Here is a 14,587-nt window from a genome sequence, read left to right as displayed (position 1 = left end):
AGTCCCGCCCGGCGACCATCGGTGCCGGGCGTGGACGGGAAGGATCAGCCGGGCGGCGGCGCGCTGGTGGGCCGGCGTCCGCGCCGGTGCACCGAATCGAGCGTCGAGGTGGCGACCGGAGCCGGCGGGCAGAGCCACGCGGCCGAGGTCGTGGCCAGGGTCCGCGGCGCGGGGTCGGCGCCGGCGGCGGCAGCGGAGGACGCCAGACCGAGGTACGCCGGACCCGGCTGTGGCCAGGGTCGCGGTGCGGTGCCCGGCGAGCTCGCCGACGTACCACGCTGAGGGTTTGCCGGGGCGGACCGGGTGCACCGGGTGGGGGCAGGAGCATCCTCCCGGGCGCCGACCGGCGGTCGCGCTGCGGGCGGGGGTCCGGCTGCCGGCTTCGACACCGCGGGGACGTGCTTCGGTGGCGTGTGCCGGTCGGGCACGACGGCGGTCCGTGCGGGGCGGACCGGTCGCGGCGCCGGCGGGGTGACGACCGGCCGGAGCGGCGGCTTGGTGACGACCGGCCTGGTGACGACCGGCCTGGTGACGACCGGCTTCAGGACGCGCGTGAGCGGCTTCGACACCGGCTCGACGATGCGCGAGACCGGCTTGAGGACCGGCTTGACCGCTTTGGTGAGTCTTGTGGTCACTGGCTTCAGGGGATGGTCGGTGCGGACGGTCTTGACCCGCTCCCGGGTCCGGGAGACTGCGGCCTTCACGGTTTTTCCGGGCTGTGCTGTCTCGGCCACCTCCACGACCCGGCTCGAAGACCTGGCAGCCTGCGCCGATCCGCGGTCCGCGTGCGCTGCGCCGGCGCTGAGCAGCAGATAGCCCACCACCGCGCATCCGGCGACCAGCGCCAGCCGGAGGACCGCGCCGAGCAGGCGTCGGGCCGTCCGGCCGGGCATCATCGCCGTTGCCACCGAGCTCGCCACCCCCTCCTCGCGAAGCCGCTCCACTAGGGACCGTAGCGCCGTCGGCGCGAGATCGCACACCGGCCGGCGCCTTTTCCCTGGACCGCCTTCCGTCAAACGCTGCGTTTGTCAGCAATTCGCGGTGAACCGTCTCCCGGACCCTTTGACATCGACCACTGTCGTGACCAGCGCGTCCTCGGCAGCATTGGTGGGGACCGATGAAGGAGGCCGGAATGGACCGCCGATACGACGCCTACTGCGCCGCCGACCCGCTGTTCTACGAGTCGCTGGCGACCGTGCAGCGCTCGGCCGGCGACTTCCCTGCCGCCCGGCGGCCGCTGCCGGAAGGGTGGCGGATCCGGGCCCACGAGGACTGGCTGATCGCCGGGCCCGACGGTGCGCGCCTGCCCCGGCAGGGCTGGAAGATCCATTCCTCGGGCTGTCCGCAGAACGCGCAGCGGATCGTCGACACGATCTGGCACTACTGCGTTCCACGGGGCATTTCGTTCAAATTCCTCCGGTCTCGGCAGGTGCTGTTCATGCGCAACTCGAAATACTCGCCGCGCGCATCCAGCGGCAAGCTGGCCACCATTTATCCGCTGGACGACGCCGGCGCGCACACCATCCTGACCGAGCTCGGCGCGCTGCTGGCCGGCGAGCCCGGGCCGTACATTCTGAGCGACCTGCGCTGGGGCGACGGCCCGCTCCACGTCCGCTACGGCGCCTTCGCCCACCTGTACTGCGTGGGCGAGGACGGAGACCTGGTGCCCGCGCTGGGCGGGCCGGACGGCACGCTCGAGCCGGACCGGCGGCAGGCGGTCTTCAGCCTGCCGTCCTGGCTGGAGCTGCCGACGTACCTCCAGCCGCATCTCGACGCCCGCAACGCGGTGACCACGAACGACCTGCCGTACCGGGTCACGCAGGTCCTGCACTACTCCAACGCCGGCGGCCTCTACGCGGCAGAGGACCAGCGCACCGGCGAGCGGGTGGTCCTCAAGGAGGCGCGACCGTACGCCGGGCTCGACGGCCGCGGCGACGACGCGATCACCCGGCTGCGCCGCGAGCACGAAATGCTGGACCGCGTCGCCGACGCCGGCGTCACGCCGCGGGTGCACGACCGGTTCCCGCTGGGTGAGCACGAGTTCCTGGCCCTGGAGTACGTCGAGGGTGAACCGCTGAACCGCCTCATCGTGCAGAAGTACCCGCTCACCGACCCGGACGCGGACGCCGCCGCGCTGGGCGACTACACCGAATGGGCGCTGGGCATCCACCGCCAGGTGGAGCAGGCCGTACGTGCCCTGCACGACCGCGGCATCGCCTACGGCGACCTGCACATGTTCAACATCATGGTGCGGCCGGACGGGCGCATCGCCCTGCTCGACTTCGAGGTCGCCGCGCCGATAGCCGACCAACGCCGCCCGGGCCTGCGCAACCAGGGGTTCGCGGCGCCGCGCGACCGGGTCGGCGCGGCGGTCGACGAGTACGCCCTGGCCTGCCTCGCCATCGCGCTGTTCCTGCCGCTGACCCCGTTGCTGCGCCTGGACCTGGCCAAGGTGCGGCACCTCGCCGACGTCATCGCCGAGCACTTCCCGGTGCCGCGTGAGCTGCTGGACCACGCGGTCGCCGTGGTGGAGGGCCCGTCCGCCGCGCGGGTCGCGGCCGTCGGCACCCGTGACTGGTCCGTCTTCGACCCCGAACCGGAGGCCTGGCCCCGCGCCCGGGACGCCCTCGTGCGCGCCATCCTGGGCAGCGCCACGCCGGAACGCACCGACCGGCTGTATCCGGGCGACATCGAACAGTTCCGGGTCGGCGGCCTGGGCATCGCGTACGGCGCCGCCGGAGTGCTCTACGCGCTGGCCGAGTCGGGCGTGGACATCCCCGCCGAGCACGGCGACTGGCTGCTCAAACGAGCCGCCGACCCGGGCTTCGATCCCCGCCATGGATTCCTCGACGGGCTGCACGGCGTCGCGTACGTCCTGGATCATCTCGGCGATCGGCAGCCCGCCCTGGACCTCGTCGAACGCTGCTTGGCCGCCGGATGGGAGGGCCTGGGGCCCGATCTGGCCGGCGGCGTCGCCGGGATCGGCCTCAACCTGCTGCACCTGGCCGGCCGCACCGGCGAGACCGCGTTGCGCGCCGCGGCGTTGCGCGCCGCGGACATCTCCCGCGACCGGCTCGGCGATGTCGACTCCGTGCCCGGGACGAGCGGCGGGCGGCACCCGCACGCCGGGCTCACCCGCGGCTCCAGCGGGGTGGCGCTGTTCTTCCTGCGGATGTACGAGGCCACCGGCGACCGCGAACACCTCGACCTGGCGGCGACCGCGCTGCGGCAGGACCTGCGGCGCTGCGTGACCCGGCCGGACGGTTCGCTGGAGGTCGACGAGGGCTGGCGGACCATGCCGTACCTGGCCGAGGGCAGCGTCGGCATCGGGCTGGTGCTCGACCACTACCTGCGGCACCGGGCGGACGAGCAGTTCCGCGAGGCGTCCGAGGCGATCGCCCGCTCGGCCCGGTCCCCGATGTACGTCCAGCCCGGACTCTTCGCGGGGCGCGCCGGCATCGTCGCGTACCTGGCGCTGCGCGGGGACCCGGACGTCTCCGGCCAGGTGCGGCGGCTGGCGTGGCACGCCCTGCCGTACGGCGGCGGCCTGGCCTTCCCCGGCGAGCAGTTGCTGCGGCTGTCGATGGACCTGGCCACCGGCACCGCCGGCGTCCTGCTGGCGCTGGCCATGGCCCGGCACGAGCGGCACGTCTCACTGCCGCTCCTCGACTCCCACCCGGCGCGGGTGGGCCACGACGACTTCGAGGGGAGGTGAACGGACATGGCACTTCTGGACCTGCAGGGCATGGAGCTCTCCACCGAGCAGCGTAACGGTGGCGGCAGTCGCGCCTCGCTGCTGCTGTGCGGCGACAGCTCGCTCAGCGTGACCACCTGCAACTGAGCACCACCCGTTCGATCCGTACACCGGTATCCGTGAGATCGATTCGTGAAGGAGAACTGTCATGGCGCTTCTGGACCTTCAGGGCATGGAACTGACCAACGAGCAGCGCGGTGGCGGCGGCAGCCGCGCGTCGCTGCTGCTGTGCGGCGACAGCTCGCTCAGCGTCACCACCTGTAACTGACGCCGTCGGTGTCGCGCGGCCCCGGATGTCCGGTCACGAGCCGGCCCGGGGCTGCGCGCCGCCATGCCCCGGGAGGGATGCCGTGACCGCGCACCGCGTACTGGTTCCGCTGGCCGTCGTGGCCGGCCTGTCCGCCGCCGCGGAACTCGCCCTCCCACTGGTGATCGGCCGTACCGTGGACGCGATCGTCGCCGGCGGCGACGCGGGCCGCGCCCTGGCGTGGGCGCTGGCGCTGATCGGGGTCCTGGCCGTGGCCGACCCGGTACGCGACCTGCTCGCCGGACTGGCACCCGCGAACCGCACCGCGCACCTGCGGAGCCGGCTGGTACGGCACACGCTGGCGCTGGGGGCGCGCCGTCCGGAGGCCACCGGCGACGTGGTGAGCCGGGTGCTCACCAGTGCGGCAGAGGCCGGTCAGGGCGGGGTGGCCGTGGTCCTCGCCGTGGTGGCCGTGATCCCCGTGGCCGGTGCGGTCGCCGCGCTGGCGTACCTGGACCCGTGGCTCGTCGCCGGGTACCTGGCGGGTGCGGTGGCCGTCACCGGCCTGCTGCGGCGGCACGTGCGGGACACCTCCGACACCGTCGTCCGGTATCAGCGGGCTCAGGCGGAGATCGCGGCGCGGTTGTCCGACGCGCTCGCCGGGCGCCGTACCATCGCCGCCGCGGCGACCGTGCCGGCCGAGATCCGCCGCTGCCTGCACCCGCTGGGGGACCTGTCCGCCGCGGGCCACGGCACCTGGCGCGTGCTCGCCCGGTCGGCCGGGCAGAGCGCGCTCGCCGGTCCGATGGTGCACCTGTCCGTGGTCGCCGTCGGTGGCTGGCTGCTGGCCGACGGCAGCCTCACCCCGGGCGAACTGCTCGCCGCGATCCAGTACGGCGCGCTCGGAGCGGGCGTCGGCGGCCTGGTGGCCGGCTTCAGCCGGGTGGCGAGAGCCCGCGCCGGCGCCCGCCGCCTCGCGGAGGTCCTGGATCACCCCGTGCCCCGGTACGGCCACCGTCGGCTGCCGCGCGGACCGGGCGTCCTGACCTTCCGGGACGTCACCGTCGCAGCGGGCGGTGTCCCGGTCCTCACCGGCGTGACCCTGACGCTGCCGGGAGGCCGCCCGATCGCCGTGGTCGGACGCTCGGGATCCGGCAAGTCGACGTTCGCCGCGCTTGCCGCCCGCCTCGCCGACCCGGACGAGGGGCTGGTGTGCCTGGACGGGGTGCCGCTGACCGAGCTGTCCGAGGACGCCCTCCGCGAGGAGATCGGCGTCGCGTTCGAACGCCCGGCCCTGGTCGGTGCGACGGTCGCCGACGCGGTGGGGCTGGCACACGACCGGCCGGACGCCGCCGCGGTGGCCGCCGTGCTGCGGGCCGCGTGCGCCGACACGTTCGTCTCCCGGCTACCGCACGGTGCCGCGACCGCGCTGGCCGAGGCCCCACTGTCCGGCGGGGAGGCCCAGCGGCTCGGACTGGCCCGCGCCTGGCACGCCCGTCGTCTGCTGGTGCTCGACGACGCCACGTCCAGCCTCGACACCGCGACCGAGGCGGAGATTCTGAGCCTGCTCACCGGCGGGGGGCGTACCCATCTGATCGTGGCGCATCGCACCGGCACCGCCGCGCAGTGCGCGACCGTGGTGTGGCTGGACGGTGGCCGGGTGCGCGCCGTCGCGCCGCACCGGCAACTGTGGACGGATCCGGACTACCGCGCCATCTTCGGGAGCCGGTCATGACCGGCGCACTGCGGACCGTGGCCCGCGAGTCGGCGGCGGTGCTGCGTCGCCGCCGCAGGGACGTGTGGCGGCTGGTGGCGTGGTCCGTGCCGGAGTCCGCGCCCGCGATGCTATCCGGACTCGTCGTGGCGCACGCGGTCGATCAGGGCTTCCTCCGCGACCGCCCGTGGACCGGCACCGCCTGGCTCGGCCTGCTCGTCGTCGCCGCCGTGGCCGGGTCGTGGGGCGCCCGGCGGGCGAACCACGCGGTCGCCGGGGTCGTCGAGCCGTTCCGCGACGACCTGGTCACCCGCGTGGTTACCGCCTCGCTGCGCGCCGCCGCCCGGCCCGGCCCGGACGTCGCGCCCGAGGGCGCGGTGGCCCGGCTGACGAACCAGGTGGAGACGGTACGCGACGCGTTCGCCGGCCTGGTGCTGGTCTCCCGGGGCTTCGTGGTCACGGTCCTCGCAGCGCTGATGGGCACGGCGTCCCTGGCGGCCCCGCTGCTGCCGCTGATCGCACCGCCGCTCCTCGCCGCCCTCGCCTTGTTCGCAGTGGCGCTGCGGCTCGGTGTCCGGTGGCAGCACGACTACCTGGCTGCGGGGGAGCGGCTCGCCGACCGGGCGGCCGCGGCGGCCGGCGCGGCCCGGGACGTGGCGGCCTGCCGCGCGGGCGAGCGCGCCGCCGGGTACGTCGACGAGGCCGTAGCAGCCCAGGCCCGGGCGGAACGGGCGCTGGCCCGGCTCGCCGCGGTGCGGTCGCTCACCGTCGTGGTCGGTGGCTGGCTGCCGCTGGTGGCGGTCCTGGCCGGGACCGGGCGGCTCCTCGGCGCCGGCATCAGCACCGGCGCGCTGATCGGAGTGCTCACCTACCTCGCGCAGATCCTCGTGCCGGCCCTGGACCTGTTCGTCACCACGGTCGGCAAAGCCGGCCTGCGGTTCGTCGTCACGCTGGACCGCCTGCTGCGCCGCGCCGCGTCCGAGCCCGCCGCCGAGCGGCCGGCGGCCGCCGCGGCGCCCCACCCGGCTCGCCTGGAGCTGTGCGAGGTCACGTTTCGCTACGGCGCCGCCGCGCGTCCGGTCCTCGAGGATGTCGACCTGGCCGTGGGACCCGGGGAGCATCTCGCCGTGGTGGGGCCCAGCGGAGTCGGCAAGTCCACACTGGCCGGCCTGCTCTGCGGCACGCTGCGCCCGGAACGGGGCACGGTCCGCTACGGCGGTATCCCGGTCGCGGACCTCGACCCGGCCGCCCGGGCCCGGTGCCGGGTGCTGATCCCGCAGGAGGCGTACATCTTCCCCGGAAGCGTCGCGGACAACCTGCGTTACCTGAACCCGGCCGCCGGCGACCGGGAGCTGCTCGCCGCGGCCGCCCGGCTCGGCGCGGGCCCGCTGCTGACCCGGCTCGGCGGTCTGCCGGCGTACCTGTGTCCCGGCGATCTGTCCGCCGGCGAGCGCCAGCTGCTGACGCTGGTCCGCGCCTACCTGGCCCCCGCGCCGGTGGCGGTGCTGGACGAGGCCACCTGCCACCTCGATCCCGCGGCTGAGCAACGCGTGGAGGACGCCTTCGCGGAACGCGGCCCGCTCGTGGTGATCGCGCACCGGATCAGCTCGGCCGTACGCGCGTCCCGGGTGCTGCTGCTCGACCCGGACGGTCCGCTCCTCGGCGACCACCGGAGTCTGCAGGCGGCCAGCCCGCGATACCGGGAGATGACCGGATACTGGACGGCGTCGGGCTCAGAGCCACCCGGCGCGGCGGGCCCGCTCGACGGCGTCCGCCCGGCTCTGCGCGCCGACCTTGGCGGTGATCCGGCTCAGGCGGTTGCGGACGGTGCCCGGTGAGAGCGCCAGCTTCCGGGCGATCTCGACCGCCGGGAGCCCTTGGGCGGCCAGTGCCAGCACCTCCCGTTCCCGGCCGGTCAGCGGGTTCTCCGGCTGCCCCAGCAGCCAGACCACCAGCTCCGGGTCGATCACCGAGCTGCCGTGCGCCAGGCTGCGCACCGCGGACAGCAGATGGCCCAGCGAGGCGCGCCTCGTCACGAAACCCACCCGGCCCAGGTCCTCCGGCGCGATCCGTGCGAGGACGTCGGTGCGGTCGGCGTCCATCAGGATCAGCACCCGGATCTCCGGTACGGCGGTGCAGACCGCCGCGGCGACCAGGAGGGGATCGTCGTCCCCGGGGTCGAGCACGGTGAGATCGGGCGGCAGGGGCAGCGCGGTGGCATCGCGCCACGCCGCCAGCTCGGCGACGACCTCCAGATCGGACTCCGCGCGCAACGCGGCGGCCAGCGCACCCCGGTAGAGCGGGGCCTCCTGCACGATCGCGATGCGGATGGGGGAGGACCCGGCCTTCGGCACGCCCACACGATGCCACGGCGCGAACACGGTGCGCCACCGCGTTGACCGTCGGATAGAGGTCAACGAATCTGTCCCTCCGGAGGGGTTGCCCGGAGGTCATATGCGATAGAACCGCCTGGCGGTGCCGGCGAAGAGATCTGTCCGCTCGGTTCCGTCGAACCCGGCCGTGATCGCGTCGAATGCCGCGAAGAGTCTTCCGAAGGTCGAATAGAGGCCGTCGACAGGGAAGTTGCTGGCGAACATGCACCGGGACGGTCCGAAGGCGTCGATGGTGTCGAGGACGACACGCCGGATGCTGTCGGTGGTCCAGGTGTGGTCGCTGGTACCGAGCGCGGAGATCTTGACGGTGGTGTTCGGCCGGGCCGCGACGGCGGTCAGGTCACGCCTCCATCGATCGAGCGCGGCCGGGTCCCGGTCGATGGGCATGCCGGCGTGGTCGAGGACGATCGCGATGTCCGCGTTGTCGGCCGCGAGATCGGCTGCCTGTCGCAGTTGGCCGGGGAAGACCTGCAGGTCGAACGAGAATGCGAACCGCCGCAGCGCTGCGAGCCCGGCGAGCCAGGCGGGGTCGGTGAGGAGATCTGCCCGGTCGCGGTGCGTGTAGACAGGATCGGGATGCCAGTTCAGGATGTCGCGGACTCCGCGGACCGAAGGTAGCGCGGCGTGCAGGGTGAGCATCGTCAGCGCATCCGGTGCGCTGAGGTCCACTTTGACCACCTGCACGCTGGGGATGTCGTTGCCGGTGATGAGGGTGTCGATCCATCGGCTCTCCCACAGGGGGTCGGCGGCGCCGTTCTCCACGTGGACGGATCCGGCGAGCTGGGCACCGAGCGCGTCGAGTTGGGCCGCGTCGGCCCGATAGTCGTCGAGGAGATAGTCGCGCCGGAGCGGGACGTCGTCGCCGTGGTAGCGGGTGACACGCGGGCCTTCCAGCCACGGGTAGGACGCGGCGCTGAGGTGGCAGAGGTGGTGGTGGGCGTCGATCACGTCGAGGTCGAGCATCCCTGTGTCACCGCCGATCGGTCGCATGCCGGAACAGGGACAGCTCGACGCCGGCGTGGTCGAGATCGCCGTCCCCGTCGGCGACCGCGTGCTCGAACACGGTCCGCAGCGTGGCCGCGACCGGCAGGGTGAGTCCCCGTGCCGTTGCCGCCTCGGCGACGAACCGGAGGTCCTTGAGCTGGTTGGCCACGCTCCCGCCGCCCTGGAAGTCGCCGGTGAGCCATCGGTGCCGCTTCTGGCGGAGCACCTCGGAGTCGGCGAGTCCGCCGCCGAGCAGGTCCAGCAGCTGTTCGCGGTCGATGCCGTCGGCGTCGGCCAGCACGAGGGCCTCGGCCAGTGCGGTGACGGTTGCGGCGACGACGACCTGGTTGCAGGCCTTGGCGGTTTCCCCCGCGCCGCTCGGGCCGAGGTGCCCGACCGTGGAACCGACGAGCGAGAGCACCGGCCAGGCGCGATCGACGGCGTCGTCGGCGCCGCCCACCATGACGCTGAGGGCCCCGGACTCGGCGCCGGCGACGCCGCCGCTGAGGGGCGCATCGATGACGTCGATGCCGTCCCCGGCGAGCCGCCGGGCCAGCGTGGCGACGCCGACGGGTGACACGGTGCCGTGCACGACCAGGACAGGCCGCTGCAAGCCGGCGGCGGCCCACCCCGCGATCAGCCCGTTCTGACCATCGAGCACATCTTCGACGTCCGCCAGGTCCGTGAGGACGGTCAGAGTGAACGGGGCGGCAGCCGCGGCCGGGGTGGCCGCTACCCGTGCGCCGGCCGCGTGGAGGGCCGCTGCCTTGGCCGATGTCCTGTTCCACACGGTCAGCGATCCGAGGGCCGTCAGGAGGCGCCGGGCGATGGGCTCGCCCATCCGCCCCAGGCCGAGCACCGCGACGTCCGGCGTGCCGGCGGACGATGCCGCAGAGGCGCTCATCCTCAGGCTCGACGGGCATCGGGCCGGACGAGGATGCTGTGGTTCTGCACCATATCGTTGAGCAGCGGCGCGTCGTCGCGGCTCAGCCAGGACTCGCGTCGGCTGCACGCCAGAGCGCCGGCGGCGCCGGCCGCGGTCAGCCCGTCCAGGAACGGCTCGCCCTGCGCGAGTCGTGACACGAGCATCGCCAGGAACGAGTCGCCGGCGCCGACCGCGTTGACCGCCGACACCGCGTGGGCACGGTACTGCCGGACCTCGCCGGTGCGGGACATGCCGAACAGCCCTCGGTCGCCGAGCGTCACCACGACGTCCCGGGGACCGCCGTCGCTGCGGCGCAGCACGTCCGTCGTCGCCTCGAGGCCGGGCGCCGCCCCGTCCGCGCCGGCCACCTGCTGCCACAGCGCCGCCGCCTCGGCCTCGTTGAGCACCAGGACATCGGTGTGCGGCAGCACCACGCGTGCGCCGGCGGTGACGGGGGAGAAGTTCACGACCACCTGCGAGCCCGCCGCCCGGAAGCGGCGGGCCGCGTCGGCCACTGTGTCCAGCGGGATCTCGAACTGCATCACCACGTGCGAGAAATCGCTCCGGCGGTCGAGGGCCGAGGTGGTGTCGCCGGCGCCGACGTTGTAGTTGGCCCCGGGCACCACGCAGGTGTCGTAATCGCGTCGGGCGTTCACCCGTACGTGGCCGATGCCGGTGCCCGCCGTGGGGTCGGTGCGGACGAAGTCCGCGTGGACGTGGCCCTCGGTGAGCGCCGCCAGGATGAACCGTCCGAACATGTCGTCGCCGACGCGACCCACCAGGTAGGAGGGCAGACCTGTGGCCGCGACGCTCATCGCGACGTTGAGCCCCTTGCCGCCGGCGCCCAGCTCGAAGCGCCGTCCGACGTTGTAGGCGCCGGGTATCCGGTTGTCGGACTCGTAGGCGATGAGGTCGGCGTTGAGACTGCCGACGACGCAGACGGCCGGACCGGAGTGCGGGCCGAAATCGATGGGCGGCCCGGCTGTCATTGCCGCACCAAGGCGTCCCACCACACGGTGGCGCCTTCCATCGCGTCGGGGTTGGGCACCCGGCCGCCATCCGCAAGCCGCCGGGCGATGGCGAGCAGCTGCTTGGTACGCGCGATGTTCGTCTCGCATTCACGGACGGGGTTCTCGCGCACCGGGTCGGTGTCGAAGTAGTACGTGCCCGCGTACCCGTCGCGCAGCAGGTAGAAGCAGGCCTCCAGCGTCTGCACGAGGTTCACCGATCCGGTGGCGAGGCCGTCGTCCGCGGCGCCCCATCCGTCGTTGAGCTGCAGGCCCTTGAGGCGTCCCTGGGCCAGGCACACAGCGATGGACTGTGCCGGATTCTCGTGGGCCATCAGCATGTGGGCGATGTCGAGGGTCACCGCAAGGTTGTCGCGGCCCGTTTCGGCGATGAGTGCCAGGACGCTGCCGGTCGTCGACAGCAGGGTCCGGGCGCGCGGCTCCGCGGGCTTGTACTCGATGCTCACCGTGATGTCCCCGGCATGGTCGGCGACCTCGCCGTAGCACTCGACGAGGTGTTCCCACGCGGAGCGGTAGTCCATCTGGAAGGGGTACTCGTAGCCGTCGTGCGCCGGCCACAGGATGACGTGGTCCGAGCCCATCTCGCGGCACACGTCGACCGCGTCCTTGGCGATCTGGGCCGCGGCTGTCCGTACCTCCGCGGAGGGGTGGGTGAAGCCGCCGTCGGAGAACTCCGCGGCCGGCCACCGGACCTGGATCCCGGTGTTGACCAGGCCGGCGTTCTTGATCGCGGCGGACAGCTCGGCGGGTGTGGTGTCCACGAAGTGCTCGGGGTAGTTGACCTCGAGCGCCGTGAGCCCTGCGACGGTGCCGGCGATCTCGACGAGGTCCAGCGTCGGGGTCCTGGTCTTCGGGTGCGCGACCCCGCCGCCGAGAGCGAAGGAGTTGAGCCGGGTCGCGAAGTGCGGCTGCGCTGGCGTCATCGTCATGCCTGCTTTCTCGGGAAGAACGCGTGAGTGAGCACGGTGCTCAGCGGCTCGCCCGTGAGCCGACGGACTTGTCAGTGGTGCCGGCGGGTGGCGGGGCCGCCGGGGCAGGTTCGGAGCGATTGCGGCGACCACCGCGTCGCAGACCCCACCAGTCGCCCTTGCTGCCCTGATCGATGGCGACGGCGATCACCACGACGAGTCCGACGACGATCTGCTCGTAGAAGCTGGGCACGTTCAGCAGGGTGAGGCCGTTGGTGAGGGCGCCGAGGATGAGTGCGCCGACGAGGGTGCCGGCGATGCGGCCCTCACCGCCCATCAGGTTCGCCCCGCCGATGACGGCGGCGGCGATCGCGGTGAGCAGGTAGGGGGCGCCGGCGGACGACTGGGCTGCGCTGATGCGGGCGACGATGACCAGGCCGGCGAGGGCTGCCAGCATGCCGGAGAGCGCGTAGACGAGGATCTTGACGCGGGCGACGCGGACGCCGGAGAGCCATGCGGTCTCCTCGCTGCCACCCGTCGCGATGACGTTCTGGCCGAACACGGTGCGCCGCAGCAGCAGCCAGGCGAGTACTGCGGCGACTACGACCACCACCACGACGATCGGCACACCGCCGAGGTAGCTGTTGAGCAACAGCACGAAGTCCTGCGGCACGTTGTAGACCGGCTTGCCGTCGGTGGCGACGTACGCGAGGCCCTGGTAGACGCTCATCGTGCCGAGCGTCGCGATGAACGGTGGCAGCTTGAGCAGCGTGATCAGGAGGCCGTTGACGACGCCGGCCGCGAATCCCAGCGCCATGCCGACGAGCAGCGCCGGGATCGCGCCGACGCCGCTGTTGACCATCAGGTTCGCCGAGACGATGCCGACCAGGCTGGCGATCGATCCGACGGACAGGTCGATGCCGCCGGTGATGATGACGAAGGTCAGGCCGATGCCGATGAGCGCGTTGACGCACGCCGACACGAGAACGTCGCGCAGGTTGCCGATCGTCAGGAAGTTGGAGTTCAGCACGCCGAGGATGATGAAGATGGCCGCGGCGGCGATGAAGATGGCGAGCGCTTGCATGTCGATGTGGGGACGCCGCGATCGGCGCACGGCGGCGGTGTCCGAGCTCATGGTGTTCCCTTCGCGATGCCCATGGCGCTGGCCACGAGGCTGTGTTCGTTGATGTCGTCGCCGACGTGCTCGGAGAGGAACCGGCCGTTGCGCATGACGAGCACACGGTCGCTCACCGAGATGATCTCGGGCAGGTCGGACGACACGACGACGATGGCGTTGCCGGCGGCGGCGAGCTCGTCGATGAGGCCGTAGATCTCGGCCTTGCCGCCGACGTCGACGCCCTTGGTGGGCTCGTCGAACAGGAAGACCCGGGAACCGCGGCGCAGCCACTTGGCGATGACGAGCTTCTGCTGGTTGCCGCCGGAGAACTGGCGGGCGCGCAGCCGGACGTTCGCCGGCCTCAGCCCCAGCGACCTGCCGAGCTCGGCCGACACCGCGACCTGGCGGCGCACGTTGATCATCGGGCCTCGGCCGACGAGGTCCGGTGCCGCGGTCAGCGCGATGTTGGCGTACGCGGGCATCTGCAGCGCCAGCCCCTGGCGCTTGCGGTCCTCCGGGATGAACGCGATGCCGGCGTCTCTGCTGCCGTTCGGGCTGTGGAAGCGCACCGGTCGCCCGTCGATGGCGAGCGACCCGTGGCAGCCCGGATCGGCGTGCACGAGCGCACGGAGAAACTCGGTGCGGCCGGAGCCGACCAGCCCGGCGATCCCGACGACCTCGCCCGCTCGTACGGCGATGTCGTTGCTGACGGGGCTGTCCGGCCGGGTCACCCCGGTCGCGGTGAACAGCACCGGGGCGTCCGCCCGCGCCGGATGAGCGCGCCGGAAGCCGAGCAGCTCACGGCCGACCATGTTGCGCACGATCTCCTCGGTGGTCGTGTCGGCGATCGGCGACTCGTACCCGACGCGGCCGTCACGGAGCACGACGACGCGGTCGGACACCGACATCACCTCGGGCATCTTGTGGGACACGAAGATGACGCCGATGTCGCGCTCGTGCGCGAGGTGGCGCACCCGGTCGAGCACGGCCGCCACGTTGTGCTCGAGCATCGACGTGGTCGGCTCGTCGAGCGCCACGATCTTCGCGCCGGAGGCGAACGCCTTGGCGATGGTGAGTGCGTGCCGCTGGGCCGGGCTCAGCCGGGAGAGCCGAGTGCCGCGCTCGAGCGGGAAGCCCATCGCGGACACGTCGGCGAGCGCGCCGTGGACCGCCGACGCCGACGCCCGCCGCTGGGCCGCGGTCTTGCCGAGCAGGAGGTTCTGCTCGACCGTGAGCTGGGGAACGATGGCCGGCTCCTGGTGCGCGATCATCACTCCTTCGGCGAGCGCCTGACGCGGCGAATACTCGCTGCGCCGGACGCCGTCGACACTCACCGAGCCGCCGTCCGGGGCGAGGGATCCACCGAGGATGCCGAGCAGGGTGCTCTTGCCCGCGCCGTTCTCGCCGGCGAGGGTGAGGACTTCCCCGTGACGGAGGGTGAAGCTCACGTCGTCGAGGGCGCGTACGCCCGGGAACGACTTGGCGACGTTGCTGATCTCAAGGAGGGCAGGGTTCAT

13 protein-coding genes are annotated in these 14,587 nt (G+C 72.9%); 5 read left to right on the top strand and 8 right to left on the bottom strand.

Annotated features, from left to right (window positions below):
* Window positions 1-44: 44 nt before the first annotated feature.
* Window positions 45-920: a hypothetical protein gene (locus AB0368_RS29585; protein WP_366157281.1), complete on the bottom strand. Its 876-nt coding sequence runs from the start codon at window positions 918-920 to the stop codon at window positions 45-47.
* Window positions 921-1,132: 212 nt separating this feature from the next.
* Between AB0368_RS29585 and lanKC the strand changes: the two genes are divergently transcribed.
* The 5 genes from lanKC to AB0368_RS29560 all read left to right on the top strand — a co-directional run bounded on the left by lanKC (window position 1,133) and on the right by AB0368_RS29560 (window position 7,553).
* Window positions 1,133-3,715 (top strand): class III lanthionine synthetase LanKC, encoded by a 2,583-nt coding sequence (lanKC, locus tag AB0368_RS29580; RefSeq protein WP_366157280.1) that lies wholly within the window; start codon window positions 1,133-1,135, stop codon window positions 3,713-3,715.
* A 6-nt stretch (window positions 3,716-3,721) separates the two neighbouring features.
* Complete coding sequence (locus tag AB0368_RS29575; RefSeq protein WP_366157279.1) at window positions 3,722-3,841, top strand: SapB/AmfS family lanthipeptide; 120 nt, start codon at window positions 3,722-3,724, stop codon at window positions 3,839-3,841.
* Between the two features lie 61 nt (window positions 3,842-3,902).
* The gene (locus AB0368_RS29570) at window positions 3,903-4,022 is read left to right on the top strand and encodes a SapB/AmfS family lanthipeptide (RefSeq protein ID WP_366157278.1); all 120 of its coding nucleotides are present in this window, start codon (window positions 3,903-3,905) and stop codon (window positions 4,020-4,022) included.
* A gap of 82 nt (window positions 4,023-4,104) precedes the next feature.
* On the top strand, window positions 4,105-5,736 hold the full coding sequence (locus AB0368_RS29565; protein ID WP_366157277.1) for an ABC transporter ATP-binding protein: 1,632 nt from the start codon (window positions 4,105-4,107) through the stop codon (window positions 5,734-5,736).
* On the top strand, window positions 5,733-7,553 hold the full coding sequence (locus tag AB0368_RS29560; RefSeq protein WP_366157276.1) for an ATP-binding cassette domain-containing protein: 1,821 nt from the start codon (window positions 5,733-5,735) through the stop codon (window positions 7,551-7,553). The genes AB0368_RS29565 and AB0368_RS29560 overlap by 4 nt, the downstream gene beginning before the upstream one ends.
* Here the strand turns inward: AB0368_RS29560 and AB0368_RS29555 are convergent.
* The 7 genes from AB0368_RS29555 to AB0368_RS29525 all read right to left on the bottom strand — a co-directional run bounded on the left by AB0368_RS29555 (window position 7,449) and on the right by AB0368_RS29525 (window position 14,587).
* A complete protein-coding gene (locus tag AB0368_RS29555) occupies window positions 7,449-8,069 on the bottom strand; it encodes a response regulator transcription factor (RefSeq protein ID WP_366157275.1) in 621 nt (206 codons plus the stop codon). The two genes, AB0368_RS29560 and AB0368_RS29555, sit on opposite strands and share 105 nt — an antisense overlap.
* Window positions 8,070-8,165: 96 nt before the next feature.
* Entirely contained in the window at window positions 8,166-9,071 is a 906-nt protein-coding gene (locus AB0368_RS29550) for an amidohydrolase family protein (RefSeq protein WP_366157274.1), read from the bottom strand.
* Between the two features lie 7 nt (window positions 9,072-9,078).
* Window positions 9,079-9,996, bottom strand: a complete 918-nt coding sequence (locus tag AB0368_RS29545) for an NAD(P)-dependent oxidoreductase (RefSeq protein WP_366157273.1) — start codon at window positions 9,994-9,996, stop codon at window positions 9,079-9,081.
* Window positions 9,997-9,998: 2 nt separating this feature from the next.
* The gene (locus tag AB0368_RS29540) at window positions 9,999-11,006 is read right to left on the bottom strand and encodes a PfkB family carbohydrate kinase (protein ID WP_366157272.1); all 1,008 of its coding nucleotides are present in this window, start codon (window positions 11,004-11,006) and stop codon (window positions 9,999-10,001) included.
* Window positions 11,003-11,974: a sugar phosphate isomerase/epimerase family protein gene (locus AB0368_RS29535; protein WP_366157271.1), complete on the bottom strand. Its 972-nt coding sequence runs from the start codon at window positions 11,972-11,974 to the stop codon at window positions 11,003-11,005. The genes AB0368_RS29540 and AB0368_RS29535 overlap by 4 nt, the downstream gene beginning before the upstream one ends.
* A gap of 40 nt (window positions 11,975-12,014) precedes the next feature.
* Window positions 12,015-13,088 (bottom strand): ABC transporter permease, encoded by a 1,074-nt coding sequence (locus AB0368_RS29530; RefSeq protein ID WP_366157270.1) that lies wholly within the window; start codon window positions 13,086-13,088, stop codon window positions 12,015-12,017.
* Window positions 13,085-14,587 (bottom strand): sugar ABC transporter ATP-binding protein, encoded by a 1,503-nt coding sequence (locus AB0368_RS29525; RefSeq protein ID WP_366157269.1) that lies wholly within the window; start codon window positions 14,585-14,587, stop codon window positions 13,085-13,087. The genes AB0368_RS29530 and AB0368_RS29525 overlap by 4 nt, the downstream gene beginning before the upstream one ends.

The sequence above is a fragment of the Actinoplanes sp. NPDC051475 genome (genome assembly GCF_040689425.1).
Lineage (GTDB): Bacteria > Actinomycetota > Actinomycetes > Mycobacteriales > Micromonosporaceae > Actinoplanes.
The sequence above is the reverse complement of the archived record's forward strand: the minus strand, read 5'-3'. Positions and strand labels throughout refer to the sequence as shown.